The organism is Peptoniphilus koenoeneniae (genome assembly GCF_030812875.1).
Lineage (GTDB): Bacteria > Bacillota > Clostridia > Tissierellales > Peptoniphilaceae > Peptoniphilus_B > Peptoniphilus_B koenoeneniae.
On record NZ_JAUSTN010000001.1, the window covers coordinates 231,541 to 250,003 of the forward strand.

At 28.7% G+C, this 18,463-nt stretch carries 15 protein-coding genes; 1 reads left to right on the plus strand and 14 read right to left on the minus strand.

What is annotated here, in order from left to right; genetic code table 11:
- Positions 1-10: 10 nt before the first annotated feature.
- From J2S72_RS01225 to J2S72_RS01270, 10 genes are all read right to left on the minus strand, one after another.
- Positions 11-829, minus strand: coding sequence for an SAM-dependent methyltransferase (locus J2S72_RS01225; protein WP_023056219.1), 819 nt, complete (start codon positions 827-829; stop codon positions 11-13).
- A complete protein-coding gene (locus J2S72_RS01230; RefSeq protein ID WP_023056280.1) occupies positions 822-1,343 on the minus strand; it encodes a nitroreductase family protein in 522 nt (173 codons plus the stop codon). The genes J2S72_RS01225 and J2S72_RS01230 overlap by 8 nt, the downstream gene beginning before the upstream one ends.
- Positions 1,340-2,620, minus strand: coding sequence for a methionine gamma-lyase family protein (locus J2S72_RS01235; protein WP_023056266.1), 1,281 nt, complete (start codon positions 2,618-2,620; stop codon positions 1,340-1,342). Before J2S72_RS01235 ends, J2S72_RS01230 begins: the two co-directional genes overlap by 4 nt.
- Complete coding sequence (miaA, locus tag J2S72_RS01240) at positions 2,604-3,518, minus strand: tRNA (adenosine(37)-N6)-dimethylallyltransferase MiaA (protein WP_023056261.1); 915 nt, start codon at positions 3,516-3,518, stop codon at positions 2,604-2,606. Before miaA ends, J2S72_RS01235 begins: the two co-directional genes overlap by 17 nt.
- The gene (mutL, locus tag J2S72_RS01245; protein WP_023056243.1) at positions 3,515-5,371 is read right to left on the minus strand and encodes a DNA mismatch repair endonuclease MutL; all 1,857 of its coding nucleotides are present in this window, start codon (positions 5,369-5,371) and stop codon (positions 3,515-3,517) included. Before mutL ends, miaA begins: the two co-directional genes overlap by 4 nt.
- Positions 5,368-7,962, minus strand: a complete 2,595-nt coding sequence (gene mutS, locus J2S72_RS01250) for a DNA mismatch repair protein MutS (RefSeq protein ID WP_023056246.1) — start codon at positions 7,960-7,962, stop codon at positions 5,368-5,370. The genes mutL and mutS overlap by 4 nt, the downstream gene beginning before the upstream one ends.
- Positions 7,959-9,350 (minus strand): tRNA (N6-isopentenyl adenosine(37)-C2)-methylthiotransferase MiaB, encoded by a 1,392-nt coding sequence (miaB, locus tag J2S72_RS01255; RefSeq protein WP_023056264.1) that lies wholly within the window; start codon positions 9,348-9,350, stop codon positions 7,959-7,961. The genes mutS and miaB overlap by 4 nt, the downstream gene beginning before the upstream one ends.
- A gap of 75 nt (positions 9,351-9,425) precedes the next feature.
- Complete coding sequence (locus J2S72_RS01260; protein ID WP_023056291.1) at positions 9,426-10,796, minus strand: NAD(P)/FAD-dependent oxidoreductase; 1,371 nt, start codon at positions 10,794-10,796, stop codon at positions 9,426-9,428.
- Between the two features lie 11 nt (positions 10,797-10,807).
- The gene (locus tag J2S72_RS01265; protein WP_023056240.1) at positions 10,808-11,371 is read right to left on the minus strand and encodes an HD domain-containing protein; all 564 of its coding nucleotides are present in this window, start codon (positions 11,369-11,371) and stop codon (positions 10,808-10,810) included.
- Between the two features lie 2 nt (positions 11,372-11,373).
- A complete protein-coding gene (locus J2S72_RS01270; RefSeq protein ID WP_023056239.1) occupies positions 11,374-12,423 on the minus strand; it encodes a s-methyl-5-thioribose-1-phosphate isomerase in 1,050 nt (349 codons plus the stop codon).
- A gap of 210 nt (positions 12,424-12,633) precedes the next feature.
- Between J2S72_RS01270 and J2S72_RS01275 the strand changes: the two genes are divergently transcribed.
- Positions 12,634-13,380, plus strand: a complete 747-nt coding sequence (locus J2S72_RS01275) for an MTAP family purine nucleoside phosphorylase (protein WP_307494847.1) — start codon at positions 12,634-12,636, stop codon at positions 13,378-13,380.
- Between the two features lie 60 nt (positions 13,381-13,440).
- Here the strand turns inward: J2S72_RS01275 and J2S72_RS01280 are convergent, their stop codons facing one another.
- The 4 genes from J2S72_RS01280 to recJ are packed head-to-tail and all read right to left on the minus strand — an operon-like array spanning position 13,441 to position 18,418.
- A complete protein-coding gene (locus J2S72_RS01280) occupies positions 13,441-14,070 on the minus strand; it encodes an MBL fold metallo-hydrolase (protein ID WP_307494848.1) in 630 nt (209 codons plus the stop codon).
- Positions 14,071-14,077: 7 nt separating this feature from the next.
- On the minus strand, positions 14,078-14,527 hold the full coding sequence (gene dtd / locus J2S72_RS01285) for a D-aminoacyl-tRNA deacylase (protein ID WP_023056274.1): 450 nt from the start codon (positions 14,525-14,527) through the stop codon (positions 14,078-14,080).
- Positions 14,528-14,531: 4 nt separating this feature from the next.
- Entirely contained in the window at positions 14,532-16,670 is a 2,139-nt protein-coding gene (locus tag J2S72_RS01290; protein ID WP_023056216.1) for a RelA/SpoT family protein, read from the minus strand.
- A complete protein-coding gene (recJ, locus tag J2S72_RS01295; protein ID WP_023056224.1) occupies positions 16,664-18,418 on the minus strand; it encodes a single-stranded-DNA-specific exonuclease RecJ in 1,755 nt (584 codons plus the stop codon). Before recJ ends, J2S72_RS01290 begins: the two co-directional genes overlap by 7 nt.
- Positions 18,419-18,463 lie beyond the last annotated feature (45 nt).

Consider the following 18,463-nt stretch of genomic DNA (forward strand, 5'->3'; position numbering starts at 1 on the left):
TTTTAATAAATCACGTTAATTTAGGCATTTTATCAATGTTTTTTAAAATTTCATCAAAAGTCCAATAACCTTTTCTAATTCCTGACCTTATTTTTGTAAATACAGATAAAAATTCTTGAGAAACTTCATCTAAATTTTCATTAACTTCTATATTTGCTAATCTCTTGTCTAAATCATTAATTGTAAAATCATAAGTTTTTGGAATAAAAATACAAGAACGATGGTTTACTTCTTTTCTGTCAAGAAGATAAATAGGTGTATGTTCAAAAATTTCCGACTCAAGGCCTGCATCTGTAATTAAATATACTTTATACTCATCTCCATAGATGTCTGAAAGTATGAGTTTCATTTCAGATAAGATTCTCTTATTGTAAACTTGAGTGATTATTATATCCATTTTCTTATTAATATCAAGGTCTGTCATATCAAGGGCATCAAGCAAAATAAAACCCTTTGAGATATCTCTTTTAACTATGTTTAAAACAGGTTCTATAAAAGATATTCCCGATACTAAGTTTATTTCTATACCACTTTCTATTAAAAGTTTTACTGTTTTTTCAGCAACAAGGGGATGACCTGGCACAAAATAATTACAATCTTTTTCATCTATTAATTTTTTTACTATTTTTAAATAAACTTCATCAAAAGAATTTTCTTCTTCATAAAATTTATCAAAACTTTCAAAATCTATTTTATTTTCTTTAAAATATTGAACGGCTTCTACTTTATCTGTACGCAAAAAATTTTTCAGACCATTTTTCATAATTTTTATTGCCTGCAAAGTAAGCTCCTCTGAAGAGCCTGCGCCGAGACCTACTATGTTAATCAAGTTCTTTCCACGCTTTCTCTATATCTTTTCTTTTTTTATCCGGAGCTTTTAAAGTATTTGAATAACCCATAGCTATAAGTAATCTTATTCTGCCTTTTGCTCCTAAAATATTTTTTATTTTTTCTTCATCAAACATACCTATTATACAAGTTGCAAGTCCTAATTCCTGTGCTGCTAAAGTTATATAAGAAGACAAAATCCCAATATCAACACTTCTATAATCTTGATCTTTTAATTTCGACCCAACTTTTGCAGTTAAATTATATCCTTCTTCTTCAATTACAAAAATAGTATCCGCTTTTTCTATAAATCCGTTCATATTTAAGCTTCTTGCTTGACTTATTTTTTTTGCAGTTTCTTTTCTTGTTACATATATTTTATAGGGCTGTGAATTACAAGCTGATGGGGCAAGATTTGAAAGCTCAATTATTTTTTCTACTTTTTCTTTTTCTACTTGTTTGTCGGAAAAATTTCTACAACTAAATCTTTTATTTACTAATTCTTCAAAATTCATAATAGTTTTTTCTCCTTTAATTTATTTACAACATTTATAATGGCTATTTTTATGTGTTCATACGTTAAGCCACCTTGAAAATATACAAAATAAGGTTCTCTCATAGGTCCATCTGCCGAAAGTTCAATGGATGAACCTTCGATAAAATCTCCTGCCGCCATTATAACTTGTTCTTCATATCCAGGCATATCCCAAGGCATAGGAGTGAACTGCGAATCTACTGGACTTGTTTCCTGAATGGCTTTGCAAAATTCTTCAACTTTTTCTTTTGTCTTTAATTCTATTGCTTCAATAATATCGCTTCTTTTATCTGATGAAGTCGGAATGCATCTGTAGGAAAATTTTTCAAATATAGCTGCAAGTAAAATTGAGCCTTTTATTGCATCTTCAACAACTTTCGGTGCAATAAACAAACCTTGTAAAATTTGCCTTGTCATTCCGAAAGTAAGTCCACATTCCTTTCCTATTCCAGGTGCAGTAAGTCTATTGGCGCATTTATTTATAAACTCACTTTTTCCAACAATATAACCTCCACTATAAGCAAGACCCCCACCAGGGTTTTTTATTAAAGAGCCTGCCATAATATCAGCTCCCACTTCACTTGGTTCTTTAAACTCAGTGAACTCCCCATAACAATTATCTACAAAAATAATTGCATCTGGAAGTAACTCCTTTACAATTTTAATTCCCTCTTCAATTTCTTCAATTGTTAAAGCCCTTCTGTCGGAATATCCTGTTGATCTTTGAATTGCAACTACTTTTGTATTTTTTCTAATTGCTTTTTCTATGTTTTCCCGACAAATTTTATTTTCTTTAAGCTCGCAATAAGAAAAATCAATTCCCATTTCTTTCATGGAAAGAGCTTCATTTCCACTATATCCTATTACTTTTAAAAGAGTGTCGTAGGGTTTGCCGCTTATATATAATAAATGATCTTTATTTTTTAAAATTGAAAAAAGTGCAAGGCTTATGGCATGAGTCCCAGAAACAATATTTGGTCTTACTAAGGCATCTTCAGTTTTAAAAACATCTGCATAAATGCTTTCAACTTTTTCTCTACCTATATCTCCATAGCCATATCCAGTTGTCCAATTAAAATCAGTAGCAGTAAGCTTATTTTTTTGCATAGCTTTTAAAATTTTAAGCTGATTATAAAGTGCTATCTCTTTTCTTTCTTCAAATCTATCATTTAGTTTTGATTCAACAGAGTCTACTAATTCTAAAACTTCTCTATTTACTTCAAACTCTTTTTCCATTAAATCATAAAAATTTTTCATCTATTTTTTCAAATAACCTTTCTTCTTTATCTTTAAAAGGATCAAACCAAAATATTCTTTCATCTCTTCTAAACCATGTAAGCTGCCTTTTTGCATAATTTCTTGAAAATTGCTTCATTTTTTCTTTTGCTTCGTCCAAACTTATATTACCCTTTAGAAAATCTATAACTTCCCTATAGCCTATTGCTTTCATTGAAGTTAAATTCTCATCAAAGCCTTCTTTTAAAAGTTCCCTTACTTCATCTATGAAGCCCATTTCAAACATCTTATCCACTCTTTTATTTATTCTTTCATATAAAATTTCTCTGTCCGTATTAAGGCCTATCATAAATAAATTGTAAGAATCATTTTTCTTTCTAAAATTTTCAGTTTCTTTTTTACCCTGAAACTCAAAAATTTCAAGAGCTCTTATAATTCTCTGTTTGTTATTTGGATGTATTTTTAATGCAGCACCCTTATCTTTACAATAAAGCTCCTTATAAATTTTTTCCAAACCTTCATTTTTTATTCTATACTCAAGATTTTTTCTGAAATCTTCATTTTTTTCTGTTTTTTGCATAGAAAAATCATAGACAATGGAATTAATATAAAGTCCTGTACCTCCAACAATAATTGGCAATTTATTTTTATTATTTATATAAGAAATTTTTTCCTTTGCAAGTTTTTTAAAATCATCTACGGAAAAATCTTCATCTGGATTTACAAAATCTATTAAATAATGATCTATTCCTTCCATTTCATCTTTTTTAATTTTTCCTGTTCCTATATCCATTTTTTTATAAATTTGCATAGAATCAGCGGAAATTATTTGTCCCTTATATTTCTTTGCAATTTTTATTGATAAGTCAGTCTTTCCTATTCCTGTAGGCCCTGTTATGACAAGTAAGTTTTCTTTCATTCTCTTAAAAATAATCTTTCTATTCTACTTTTAGTAATTTCTATTACAGTTGGTCTTCCGTGAGGACAAGTATATGGAGTTTGACACTTAATTAAACTTTTAATTAAACCATCAACTTCTAGGGAGCTTATTTTATCTCCTGCCTTTATTGATGCCTTGCAGGCTTTTCTCATTATTCTATAGGGGTCCACTTTGTATAAATTATCATGAGGATCTCTTAAAAGATCATGAATAAAGTTTTCTCCTTCAGGCTCTTTAAAAAGAACAGGTATCTCTCTTAAAATAAGACTGTTTTCTCCAAATTCTTCCATTTCAAAACCTAATTTATTTAAAGTTTCTTTACTATTTATAAAAACTCTTCTTTCACTTTCATCTATGTTTATAATTATGGGTTTTAAAAGTAACTGAGTGATCACTTCTGATTTTTCATATTGATTCTTAAATTTTTCATAATTTATTCTTTCATGAGCAGCATGCTGGTCTATTAAAAAGAATTTATCAGAGTTTAAAGACTCCATAATTATAAAAGTATTAAATAAAACCCCGACAAAATCAGATTTTAGAAGTTTATAAGTTAAATCATTTTGCTTATATAACTTTTCATTTAGATCTTCACTTTTTTTATCTTCTTCATCATCTGTAAAATATTCTTCTTTTTCATCTTCAACTTTAAAATTTTTATTAAAGTCTTCCACAAAAATATTTATTTCATGAATTTCATTTTCTCTTGGTGTATTTTCTTGATTTTCCTCTTTTTTTTCAAACTTTTCGATTTCTAAATCAGAGTCTTCCTCGTCGTTTATATTAAGATCAAAAATAGTTTTTTCTTCCTCTGTCTTCTCATTTGTATAATCAACTGAAATTACAGATCTGTTGCTAAAAAGTTTATCCTCAACTATCTCAGATAAAATTGTTGTTAAATGATTTTCCTTAGATAATTTTATTTCGTGTTTTTTAGGATGTATATTTACATCAACCATATCCGGTGGAATTTCAATGTATAAAATAAAAACAGGAAATCTATTTAAGGGTATGAGAGATTTATAATTTTTTTCAACGCTTCGTGCTATTTCTAAATTTTTTATATATCTCCCATTCATAAAGACATATTCATTGTTTCTTGAAGATCTATAAAGTTTATTATTTGATATAAAACCTGATATTTTATATTTTTCACTTTCATAATCAATTTTTATTAAATTTTCCGCTATATCTCGTCCTAAAATAGAAAAAATATGATTTTTATAATTATCAGTAGCATTTGTATTTAAAATAACTTTATTGTCACTTACAAGTTTAAAAGCTATCTCTGGCTTTGAAAGAGCAATTTTACTTACAACTTCATAAATGTAACTTAATTCTATTTTATTTTCTTTTAAGTATTTTTTCCTTACCGGTGTATTATAAAAAATATCTTTTACAAAAATTGTAGTTCCCCTTGAAACTCCAACATTATAATTTTTTATAATTTCTCCATTATTTAGAACAATTCCACTACCAACTTTATCATTTTCGCTTTTACTTATGGCTTCCACTTTTGCAATATGGGCAATACTTGCAAGGGCTTCTCCTCTAAAACCTAAAGAATGAATCTTATTTAAGTCCTCTGCTGTTTTTAATTTTGAAGTTGTATGTCTTAAAAAAGCAAGATTCAAATCACTTTTATTCATTCCCAGACCATCATCAGAAATTCTTATATAGTCTGTGGCTTCTTTTTTTAATTCTATAAATATATTCTTTGCTTCTGCATCTATGGAATTTTCAATTAATTCTTTTACAATTGAAGCCGGATTCTCTATTATCTCTCCTGCTGCAATTTTTGATATGGTTTTTTCATCTAATATATTTATCATTTTAATTCCTTTGAGTCTTTTACAATTTCATATAACAAGTTAATCGCTTCTTTAGGTGAAAAATCATCAGGATTAATATTTTGTAATTTTTCTAAAAAAGAATCTTTTCTAATGTCAAAAATTGACTTTTGGCTTACTGCTTTTTGATGTTTTTTTATGTTTACATTAAATTTATCATTTTCTTTTTGAGTTATTACCTTTAAAATTTCTTGAGCTCTATTTAAAATTTCCTCGTCTATTCCAGCAAGTCTTGCAACATCAATCCCATAAGAATTATCCGTCCAACCTGGTATTACTTTTCTTAAAAAGATAATATTGTCCTTTTCTTTTTCAACTTCCATGGTTAAATTGGAAATTTCTTTATATTGTTTTTCAAGTTTTGAAAGCTCATGGTAATGAGTTGCAAATAGAGTTTTTGCACCTATATTATTTACAATAAATTCTATTAATGCCCAAGCTATGGATAGACCGTCATAAGTTGATGTTCCTCTTCCTACTTCATCAAGAATTACTAAAGATTTTGAACTTGCATAATTAACAATGTTTGCAACTTCTTTCATTTCAACCATAAAAGTTGAGTCACCTTTTGCTAAATTATCACTTGCTCCTATTCTTGTCCAAATTCTATCTACAATGGAAATCTCTGCAAATTCGCAGGGAACAAAAGAACCTATTTGTGCCATTATTACAATTAAGGCAACTTGTCTCATATAGGTTGATTTTCCAGCCATATTAGGGCCTGTTATAATATGAAGCATATTATTTTCTTGATCAAGTAAAGTATCGTTTTCAATGAAAACATCAGACCTGTTGTTGTATTCTACAATTGGATGTCTTCCGCCTTTAATTTCTATTTTTCCAACTTCATTTATCTTAGGTCTTTTATATTTATTTTCTACGGCACTTTTTGCCAAAGAATATAAAGAATCCACCATGGCAATAACAAGAGAAAGGTTCTGTAGTTCAAATATTTTTCCAATAGTAAAATTTTTTAATTCATCAAAAATTTTAGCTTGAAGACTTAGTGCATCATCATGGGCTGATAAAATTTTTGACTCCATTTCTTTAAGCTCAACTGTAAAATATCTTTCAGAACCTACTAAAGTTTGTTTTCTTATATAATAGTCAGGCACATTATCTATATAGGACTTAGTAACTTCTATAAAGTATCCTAAAATTTTATTATACTTGACCCTTAACTTACTGATTCCAGTTCTTGCTTTTTCTTTTTCTTCAAGATCTAATAAAAATTGTCTCCCATTATTTGAAAGTTTAAATAATTTATCTAATTCTTCATTGTATCCATCTTTTATAAATTTAGTTTCTTCAAATTTTAAAGGTGCTTCATCTACAATTATGTTCTCTATTTTTTCTATTAATTCATCAATAGGATCAATGAATTTTGCAAGATCATTAAAAATTTTTTCACCGGAATTTTCAAATAAGACTTTTAATTCTTTGCTCTTTATTAAAGATTCTTTTAAAGATATAAAATTTCTGGGATTTACATTTTTTAAAGAAATTTTTCCGCAAAGCCTTTCAATATCAATTAAAGATTTTAAAATTTCTTTGGTTTTATCCATAAAAATAAAATCATTTATAAAGGCGTCAATAAAATCTTGCCTTTTAATAATTTTTTCTCTACTAATAAGGGGTTCGCTTACCCACTTTTTCAAAAGTCTTGCTCCCATTGAAGTGTTTGTATAATCTAAAGCTTCTAAAAGTGATCCCTTTTTACTATTTGTATTTAATCCCTTAATAACTTCTAAATTTCTAAGAGAACTTTCATCTAAAATTAAATAATCGTAAGCCTTAAATAGTTGAATTGAGTTAATATGGTTTAACTTTCTCATGCTCATATTAATGAGATAGTCAAACAACATTAAAATAGATTTATTTTCAAAAAGATCATTCTTTTTTAAATCTTTTTTAAGATTTTCATTTAAATTGTCTTTTATTTTATTTAAATTAATTTCTCTTATTTTATCTTCTGAATAATAATTTACCAGCCTATATTTAATAAAGTTTAAATCTTCATTTTCATTTACTATTACTTCTTCTGGATTTAATTTTTCAAATTCAAGTTCTGCAAATTTCAAAAGTTCCTTTTTGTTCAAAAAAACTTTATCTGTTACACTAAGCTCTCCTGTAGAATAATCTACATATGAAATATATATGGACAAATTTTTTATATAAATACTTAATAAATAATTATTTTCATCATTTTTTAAGTATTCTTCATCAGTAAAAGTCCCAGGAGTTATAACACGAGTTACCTGTCTTTTAACTATACCTTTTGCAAGTTTTGGATCTTCCATTTGATCACAAACAGCAACCTTATAACCTTTTGCAATTAATTTTGAAATGTATTGATTTACAACATGATGGGGAATTCCACACATGGGAATTTTTTCATCAAGCCCTCCCCCTCTACCTGTTAAAGCAAGATCCAGTTCTTTAGATGCAATAAGTGCATCGTCAAAAAACATTTCGTAAAAATCTCCAAGCCTATAAAAAAGTAGAGCCTCTTTATATTTTTCTTTTGTTGCAACATATTGTTGCATCATGGGAGTAAGTTTTTCTGTTTTCAAATTATCTCACCTGTTAATGAAAATGTGTTTGCATCCGTAATCTTTAAAGGAATTATTTTTCCTATTAAATCTCCACTTCCCTTAAAGTTTACAAGTTTAAATTCTTCCGTTCTTCCGCTTAAGGCCTCTTTATTTGTTTTACTTACATCTTCAACTAAAACTTTCTTTACCTTTCCTATTTCAGCCTTGTTCTTTCTTAATTGAATAGGATATAAAAGATCAAGAAGTCTGTTAAATCTTTGATGTTTTATAGCTTCATCAATTTGCTCTTTATTTGCTGCTATTGTCCCTTCTCTCATGGAATATATAAAAGTAAAAGATGAATCATATTCAACTTTCTTGCATAAATCTATAGTTTCAAGAAAATCTTCTTCTGTTTCACCAGGAAAGCCAACCATAATATCAGTTGATAATGCTATATCAGGAACAATTTCTTTTATTTTATAGATTTTTTCTAAATATTGCTCTTTTGTATAATGTCTATTCATAAGTTTCAAAATTTTACTTGATCCAGCCTGAACAGGTAAATGTAAAAAGTTTGAAAGCTTATCAAGATCTCTAAAAGCATATATTAACTCATCTGAAAAATCTTTTGGATGAGAAGTCATAAATCTTATTCTTTCAATGCCGTCCACTTCATTTATCATTTTAAGAAGGTCTGTAAAAGTATATTTTTCGTCTAAATTTTTTCCGTAAGAATTAACATTTTGACCTAAAAGAGTTACTTCTTTTGTTCCATGAGCTGCCAAATCTCTTATTTCATTTAAAATTTCCTTTGGTCTTCTGCTTTTTTCACGTCCTCTTGTGTAAGGCACTATACAATAGGTGCAGAAGTTGTTGCAACCATACATTATATTTACAAAACTCTTAAAATTATAAAGTCTGTTGGCGCCTAAATTATTATCATCATTTGTATAGTTTTCTTCAATATCTATAACTTTTTCATTATCCTTATAAACCTTTAAAAGTAATTGGGGAAATTTGTAAATATTATTTGTTCCAAAAATTATATCTACATTTTCAAATTTTTCTTTTACAATATCTCTGCTTTCTTGTCTTTGCATCATGCAACCGCAAACGCAAACTTTTAAACTATTTTTAAGTTTTTTTAAATGCTTAAGCTCCCCTAATTTTCCATAAACTTTATCTTCCGCAGATTTTCTTATGGAGCAAGTATTTAAAATTATTAAATCAGCCTCATTTATATCTTCAATAATTTTAAAATCCATTTGTTCTAAAAGCCATGATATTTTTTCGGAATCATGAAAATTCATTTGACAACCATAAGTTAAAATTACAGCCTTTTTATTTTCAGTATAACTTTTTAAATTATATAAAATTTCACTTAAATCATCTTTTTTATAATCAATTAATTCTAAATTTTCCATTAAAACCTCACATTCAATACTTAATTATACCATAACTATAATAAATAAAAAAAAATAAACGTCCTAGGACGTTTATTAATTCATTAAATGTCTTGCAACATAAACTCCACTTGCCGAAGCCTGAGATAAAGAATGAGTTGCTCCTCCTCCATCTCCTACTACATAAAGCCCTTCTACATGGGTCATAAAATTTTTATCAGTTTTAATTTTTGAATTATAAAACTTTACTTCCACTCCATATAAAAGAGTATCTTCATTGGCTGTTCCCGGAGCAATTTTATCAAGAGCATAAATCATTTCAATTATTGAATCCAATTGTCTTTTTGGAATGACAAGAGAAAGATCTCCTGGAGTAGCTTTTAATGTCGGCTCTGTAAAACATTTCTCCATCCTTCTTTTATCACTTCTTCTACCTTTTACCAAATCGCCAAATCTTTGTAGAATAACTCCTCCGCCAAGCATATTTGAAAGCCTTGCTATACTTTCGCCATATTCATTGGAATTTTTAAAAGGCTCTGTAAATTTATTGCTTACTAAAAGTGCAAAGTTTGTATTTTCGCTTTGTAATTTAGGATCTGCATAAGAATGCCCATTAACTGTAATTATTCCATTTGTATTTTCGGCAACAACTTGTCCATAAGGGTTCATGCAAAAAGTTCTTACTAAATCATTGTATTCTTTTGTTTGATAAACAATTTTTGATTCATAAACTTTATCTGTAATATCTTTAAATATTTCTGCCGGAAGTTCTACTCTAACTCCTATATCAACTTGATTTGAAAATCTTTCAATCTTAAACTTATCACAAATTTTTGAAATCCAATTTGATCCACTTCTGCCTGAGGCTAAAACCACATTTTTTGTTGAATATTTTTGATCTTTATCTGTTGTTACTATAAATTTATCATTTTCTTTAACAATATCTAAAACAAGAGTGTTAAATATCATATCTACTTTTTTTCTGGAATAGTCATATATTTTTTTCAAAATTTCAACATTTCTGTCAGTTCCAAAATGTCTTACCTTTGCATCAAGTAGATGCAAATCATGTCTTAATGCAATAGTTTTTAAATTTGAATCACTTGTTGAATATAATTTTGAATTATAACCGTCAAATTCACACAAGACCTTATCTACATATTCCATGAGCTCTATTGATTCTTTCTTGCCTAAATATTTATAAAGTTCTCCTCCAAAATTATTTGTTATATTATATTTACCGTCGGATAAAGTTCCGGCTCCACCGTACCCGTTCATAATATTACACGGTTTACAAGATATACAATTTTCAACTTTACCTGTTTTTATAGGACAAATTCTCTTTTCAATAGGATTTCCCCTATCTATTAATAGGACTTTTTTATCCGTATTTTGTTTTGTAAATTCATAGGACGCAAATACTCCTGAAGCACCTGCACCAACAATTAAAACATCATATTCTTTCACTTTTCATCACCTTATCGGTCAAAATAATCATCTATTATGGAAATCCCGTATTGGTATAATTTTGTTGAAATTCTTTTTGCAATTTCAATTCTCTTATAGACCTGGTCTTTTTTAATATTATGACTTTTCCAGGAACCTCCGCCCCCAAAATAATTAAGCATTATAGGCTCCAACCTGTCAACAGTATTTGCAAAAAGAGCTTCGTCAGTTTCACATTTATCAAATTCTAAAAATAAATCTTTTAAATATTTGCCATTTGAGGGTATAGAAAAAATTTTATTTGCAGCTTCCATTTCTCTTTCATATTTATCTTTGTATCCTTCAGTATCATAGGCAAAAGTATCACCTGCATAAATCTCAACTAAATCATGAACAAGAAGCATTTTTACAACTTTATTAATATCTATTTCCCTATCTGTATAATCCTTTAATGTTAAAGCTGCCAATGCAACATGAAAAGAGTGTTGAGCATCATCTTCAAAAGTTACCTTATCTAAATTTAAAGATTGCCTTTTTACTCTCTTCATTTTATCAATTTCAAGAATAAAATTTATATCATTTTTTAAATTTTCCATTTTTATACCGCAAAAGAATAATAGCTATCGCTTTTATACCTATCTAAATCATAAGGAGAAAAAATTCCCTTATCTGTAACAACTCCACTTACAAGATGAGCTGGCGTAATATCAAAAGCAGGATAATAGCCCTTTACTTCAGGAATAGTATGTCTAATTCCATTTGCCATTAAAACTTCTTCTGGATCTCTTTGTTCGATTTTTATTTCTCCTGCACTTTTTGCACTATCAGGTATTCCTGTAACAAAATATGGAATCCCTAAATATTTTGCAACAATAGCCATTTGGAAAGTTCCGATTTTATTTATTACAGAACCATCTCTTGTGATTGTATCTGCTGCAGAAGTGAATACATCAATTTTCTTTTCTTTCATTGTTACGGCAACCATATTGTCTGTGATAATAGTTGTATCAAAGCCCATTTGAGCACAACAAGTTGCGGTAAATCTTCCACCTTGTAAAAATGGTCTTGTTTCAGGCACAAAAAGTTTTATTTCTTTATTTCTTTTTCTGCACTCTTTAAGCATCATGCCTATAATTGTTTCTCCAAAACATTGAGTCATAACTTTACCATTGTCGGGAAACATATCAACCAAATAATTTGCCACTTGACCTATTCTTTGATATCTTTGCTCCATTACTTTTACAGTGTAATCTCTAATAAGAATATCAAGATTATCTGCATCAAGTTTATCTTTTACAGCTTCTATGCATCCTCTTCCCACTTCTACCATTCTTTGAGAAGTAGTAGGTCTACTATGTCCTAAAGTTTCAGCAGCCTCTTGTAGATATTTAAGTCTTTCTTCTTTTGTCTTATCTAAACATTCATAAGCTGCAAGAGCCATACCCATGCCAGCAGCAGTATAAGGACCTGCACTTTGAGTAACCATAGCTCTAATTGCATCTCTTACTTCTATATAATTTTTGCACTCAACAAATTTCACTTCTCTTGGATAAATTCTTCTATCCAAAATTTTCACAAGACCTTTTTCATACCATGCAACATTTTCAAATTTCAGCATAAAAGCTAAACCGTCATCAATTCTTGTCATAATTCCTCCATATAATTTTTATAATTTTAATTTAATATAAGTATAACATGTTTAAAATTTTACAAATGAAAATTTAAAAAAAATATAAACTTAAAAAATTTAAAAAACTTAAAAAATTTAAAATCTTATAAATTATGTAAAATTAAATAAATTTAATGATAGAATTATAAATAAGATAAAATAATTTTTAAAAAAAGAAAGGAATCTATTATGACAAAATTTGGAATTATTGCAGGTACCGGCTATGACGATATTTTAGACGGTTTTGAAAAAAAGATATTTGAAACTGCATATGGACAAGCAGAAGGAGCGATTAAAGGCGATGTTGTTATAATGCAAAGACACGGAAAAGGTCATAGCGTTCCCCCTCACAAAATAAACTATCGTGCAAATATTCAAGCCATGAAAGATTTGGGAGTTCAATATATTTTTGGTATATGTGCTGTTGGAAGCGTAAAAAAAGATTTGCCACCGGGAAGTTTAATTTTAAATAATGATTTTTTAGATTTTACAAAAAATAGAATTACAACTTTTTTCGACGGTGATGATGGAATTGTAGACCACTTAGAAGTGAGTGAACCCTATAGCGAAGAGTTAAATGATTTATTTATAAAAGTTGCAAAAGAAAATAATTGCAAGATAAATGGTAAGGGTGTTTATGTTTGCACTGAAGGTCCAAGATTTGAAACAAGAACGGAAATAAAAATGTATCAATATTTAGATTGCCACGTTTGCGGTATGACAAATGTTCCTGAAGTTCTTCTTGCAAATGAAAGACAAATTGTTTATTCCTGCTTAAGTTTTGTAACTAATTTCTGCACAGGGGTAGGAGGAGAAATTACTGAAGAAGAAATAAGATCAGTTAATTTTGACAAGAAAAAATTACTTGATACAATTTTAAAAACTTTTGAAAGTCCTGAAATATTAAAAATAAAATCAAAGGCAAAACTAATTTAAAATATAAAAAACTCTTTACTATTTAAACAGTAAAGAGTTTTTTAATTTAAAAATTTAATATTAATAATTATTTGCCATTCTCACATAGGGATTATATTTTCTTTCATACCCTATTGTAGTTTTAGGGCCATGCCCCGGCAAAACTACTGTTTCATCAGGAAGCTCCATAAGTTTTTTTAAAGATGAAAAAATTTCTTTTTCATCTCCTCCTGGAAAATCAGTTCTTCCCATGGAGCCTAAAAATAAAGTATCTCCTGAAAAGAGAATATTTTCAATTAAAATACAAACTCCTCCTTTTGTATGACCGGGAGTTTCAATTATTTTAAATTTTAAATTTCCTAAGGAAAGCTCTTGTCCGTCTTTTAAATAAGAATCTACTTTTACATCCTTTATATCAAGTCCCAGCATAGGTCCAAAATAAGTTGAATTTGTTTCAAGCATTTCTTGATCTTTTTCGTTAATATAGACTTTTAAATTATATTTTTCTTTTAATTCATATAAAGCTCCCACATGATCTGGATGTCCATGGGTCAAAAGTACAAATTTCGGTTTTAGATTATTTTTTTCTATTGTGGAAATTATTTTTTTTGCTTCAGCTGCTGGATCTATTATTACTGCATCCAAATTTTCATCATAAATAATATATGTGTTTGTAGCAAAATTTCCAAGCTCCATTTGTATTACTTTCATTTTTACCTCAAAATGTTTTTTCAGAATCAAGCAAAATCGTAACAGGACCGTCGTTTATTAAAGTAACTTTCATGTCCGCTCCATATTCTCCCTCTTGGGTATAAATATTTTTATTTTTTGCTCCTTCAATAAATTTTTTATAATAATATTTTCCATCTTCAAAACCTGCAGCATTTTGATAACTGGGTCTGTTGCCTTTTCTTGCATCTCCATATAGGGTGAATTGACTTACAACTAAAAGCTGGCCTTTTGTATCAATTATTGATTTATTCATAACTCCATTTTCGTCATCGAAAATTCTAAGTCCAGTAACTTTTTTTAAAATATAGCTTAAGTCTTCATCTTTGTCGGTATCTTTTATTCCAAGCAAAAGCAAAATTCCTTGATCAATTTTTCCTATTAAATTTCCATCTACTTCAACTTTTGCTGATTTTACTCTTTGAACAACTGCTCTCAAATTATCACGCCTTTACTCTATATACATCAAATACATGTTTTATTCTTTTTAGCTTATCCATAAGTTTTTCAAGATCAGCTATGGATTTTATTTCAACTCTTATATCTACAATTAAATCTCCGTCTTTTCCTGCCCTTGCATTTAAAGAATTTAAAACAAGTTTTGAATCATTTATTCTACCTGCAATATCTGCAATAACATTAGGTTTATCCATTGCCTGAGCTTCAATTTCAGCAGTGTATCTTCCATTTTCAGTGCTGTTCCATGTAACTTCAATTATTCTATTTTTTTCTATATCTTTTAAATTTGTACAATCGGCTCTATGAACGGAAACTCCTCTTCCTATTGTAACATAACCTACAATTTTATCTCCAGGAACAGGATTACAACATTTTGCAAAACGAACCTTAACATCATCTAAGCCGTCAACAACTATTCCACCTCTCGATTCACGTCTTTCAGTTTGTTGTTGAGGCAAAATTTCATCTAAATCATCTTTGTGGTTTTTCTTATATATATCTACAAGTTTTGTTGTTACTTGTTTTACAGTTATTGAACCAAAGCCAACTGCTGCATATATATCATCAAGAGTTAAAACATTTAATTTTGATCTTACTTCTTCAAGGGCTTCATCTTTCATAAATTCATTTACTCGATATCCAAGACGTTTTGATTCTTTTTCAATCATGTCTCTTCCTCTTTCAATGTTTTTATCTCTATCTTTTACCTTAAAGTATTGACCTATTTTTTTCCTTGCTTGAGGACTTTTTACAATATTCATCCAATCCATGGAAGGACCTGAATTTGGATTTGTTATTACATCAACAATATTTCCACTTGTAAGTTTATAAGTTAGGGGAACTATTCTTCCGTTAACCTTTGCTCCTACACAGGTATTTCCCACATCAGAGTGGATTCTATAAGCAAAGTCTATTGGAGTTGAACCTTCAGGAAGATTTATAACGTCTCCTCTCGGTGTAAATACAAATACTTCATCAGCAAAAAAATCAATTTTTAATGTTTCCATAAAATCATCTGGATCATTAACATCCTTTTGCCATTCCAATAGCTGTCTTAACCAAGTTAAATTTTCATCAAAAGATGTAGATTTATTTGTTCCTGATTTATATTTCCAGTGAGCTGCAATCCCATATTCAGCCGTTTGATGCATTTCATAAGTTCTTATTTGAACTTCAAATGTTTCGCCATTATCATCAATTACAGTTGTGTGAAGAGATTGATATTTATTTAGTTTTGGCATGGCAATGTAGTCTTTAAATCTGCCCGGTATAGGCTTGTAAAGGGTGTGTACGGCACCTAAAACTCCATAGCAATCCTTTATATCCTCTACTAAAACTCGAACCGCGGAGAGGTCATATATTTCGTCAAAAGATTTTTTCTTAATTATCATCTTTTTATAAATTGAATAAAAATTTTTAGGTCTTCCGTGAATATCTGCTTTAATGCCTATTGCTTTTATTGATTTACTTATTTCTTCAATAAGTTTGTTAATAAGGTCTTCTCTTTCATTTCTTCTCTTGTTGACCATATCAACTAATTTATAATAATTGTCCGGATCCAAATATCTTAAAGATAAATCTTCTAGTTCCCATTTAACCCTGCTCATACCTAATCTATCTGCAATAGGAGCATAAATTTCTATAGTTTCAAGAGCCTTTTCATGCTTCTTTTCTTCCGTCATGTACTCAAGAGTTCTCATATTATGAGTTCTATCTGCAAGTTTTACAATTATTACACGAATATCCTTAGCCATTGCAAGAACCATTTTTCTTATATTTTCAGCCTGATTTTCTCTTTTGGTTTTATAATTTAATTTTTTAAGTTTTGTAACTCCATCCACAAGATTTGCTATTTCTTCGCCGAAGTCATTTTTAATATCCTCAAAAGTTACATCGGTATCTTCTATGGTGTCATGTAAAAGCCCTGCAATAATAGTTTGAGTATCCATATTCATATCTGCCAAAATAAGAGCAACATTTAAGGGATGGATAATATAATCTTCTCCAGAATTTCTCTTTTGGCCTTTATGATGAAATTCAGCCATGTTAAAGGCCTTTGTTATTAAATTAAAATCCGCATTTGGATTATATTCTTTTATTTTATTAATTAATACCTCTAACATTGTTTCCTCCCGGCTCTAATGCTTTTTATTTTTACTTGCAAATATTTATTTCCATTAAACTCGTTAATATCAAGACTCCCTATTAAATCAACAAATATTTTTCTTTTTCCAAGCAATAATTCATCCAATATGGAAGGAGCATAACCTTCCTTTAATTTTTCTTTAAAACTTTTAAAATCGCTGAAATATATGGCATCTATATTATTTTCGTCTTGACGTAAACTTAATTTTAATACATTTTGATTTTTTCCAAGTATCTTTATTTTATCTATTATAACACTTTTAAAACCTAAGACCGGTGCTTCATTTCCGTTTCCAAAGGGCTTTAAGGCATTTATACTCTCAGCAAGATCCATATTTAAATCTTTAATTTTAGCTTGAGCATCTATATAGTATTTAGAAAAGAAATCCTCTTTTTTTAAATCAGAATTATTATTTAAATTTTTAATAAATTCCACTAAATTTTCTCTCTCTAAAGACATTCCAGCAGCCATTTTATGTCCGCCAAATTTTTCCAATAAATATTTTTCATGAGAAATTTTTTCAAACATATTGTATTCTTCTATACTTCTGCCTGAACCTTTTAAAGTTTCCTTACCAGATAAAACAATAACCGGTCTTTTATACTTTTCTTTTAAACGACCTGCAACAATTCCTGCTACAGATTCATTTAAGTCTTCAGAAAGAAGAACTAAAATCGGAAATTTTTTGTCCATCTCATGATTTAAAATAAAATTATCAAGCTCCTTAAAGCCATCATCTGTTAATTCTTGTCTCTTAACATTTAATTCTCTTAACTCTTTACTTATTTCCTTAGCTTTTTCAAAGTCATTGCAAGTAAAAAGCTCCACAGCTTTAGAGGCATCTGCTAGTCTTCCAGCAGAATTAATACTTGGTCCTAAAATAAAACCTAAATGGTAAACATCTATGGGATCTTTTATTTGGCATGCTCTTATTAGTTCCTTCATTCCCAAATTATCCGAAGAATTGAGAGCTTGAAGTCCGTATTTTACGAAAATTCTATTTTCTTCAACTATGGGCATAACATCACACACAGTTGCCATTGCAACAAATTGAAGTAAATATCTTTCCCTTTCCCAATTGATTCCCTTTAATTTATATAAATATGATATAAGTTTAAAAACAACTCCGGCACCGCAAAGATCTCTAAATGGATAGGTGCAATTTTTTTGTTTAGGATCAACAACAGCTTCTGCATTAGGTAAAATTTCATTAGAATTTTCATCAAGGGGTATCTCATGATGATCTGTAACTATTACTTGAATATCCTTAGAATTTGCATAATCAACTGCCTCTTTTGCAGCAATTCCATTGTCACAAGTAATAATTAACTTAACCTCTTCATCAAAGCATTCATCAACTATCCTATTATTAATTCCATATCCATCATTATATCTGTTAGGAATTTTGTAAATTACATTTCCTCCAAGCTCTTTTAAACCCTCTAATAAAATTGTAGTACTCATGACTCCATCAACGTCATAATCGCCTGAAATTGCAATTTTATTTTTTTTAGAAATATGATTTAAAATAATATTTCCAGCCCTGATTAAATCTTTCATAAGTAAAGGGGTGTTTAAATTTTCATAACTTGGATTTAAAAATTCCTCAACTTTTTTTTCAGTATCAATTCCTCTATTTAATAAAATTTTTTCCACAATAGGATTTAAATTTAAATTTAAATTTGTTTTATTGCTTTTGTTTTTCTTTATAAGCCACTTTTCCATTAAATCACCTTAATATTACCAGTATAACATAAGTTAAATTTAAAA

Excerpts from the sequence above, each read along its gene's own strand:
- J2S72_RS01275 (WP_307494847.1), top strand. The coding sequence starts at position 12,634 with ATGACAAAATTTGGAATTATTGCAGGTACCGGCTATGACGATATTTTA.
- miaB (WP_023056264.1), bottom strand. The coding sequence starts at position 9,350 with ATGGAAAATTTAGAATTAATTGATTATAAAAAAGATGATTTAAGTGAA.
- J2S72_RS01280 (WP_307494848.1), bottom strand. The coding sequence starts at position 14,070 with ATGAAAGTAATACAAATGGAGCTTGGAAATTTTGCTACAAACACATAT.
- recJ (WP_023056224.1), bottom strand. The coding sequence starts at position 18,418 with ATGGAAAAGTGGCTTATAAAGAAAAACAAAAGCAATAAAACAAATTTA.
- J2S72_RS01265 (WP_023056240.1), bottom strand. The coding sequence starts at position 11,371 with ATGGAAAATTTAAAAAATGATATAAATTTTATTCTTGAAATTGATAAA.
- mutL (WP_023056243.1), bottom strand. The coding sequence starts at position 5,371 with ATGATAAATATATTAGATGAAAAAACCATATCAAAAATTGCAGCAGGA.
- J2S72_RS01235 (WP_023056266.1), bottom strand. The coding sequence starts at position 2,620 with ATGAAAAATTTTTATGATTTAATGGAAAAAGAGTTTGAAGTAAATAGA.
- J2S72_RS01290 (WP_023056216.1), bottom strand. The coding sequence starts at position 16,670 with ATGTTAGAGGTATTAATTAATAAAATAAAAGAATATAATCCAAATGCG.
- J2S72_RS01230 (WP_023056280.1), bottom strand. The coding sequence starts at position 1,343 with ATGAATTTTGAAGAATTAGTAAATAAAAGATTTAGTTGTAGAAATTTT.
- miaA (WP_023056261.1), bottom strand. The coding sequence starts at position 3,518 with ATGAAAGAAAACTTACTTGTCATAACAGGGCCTACAGGAATAGGAAAG.
- J2S72_RS01270 (WP_023056239.1), bottom strand. The coding sequence starts at position 12,423 with ATGACAAGAATTGATGACGGTTTAGCTTTTATGCTGAAATTTGAAAAT.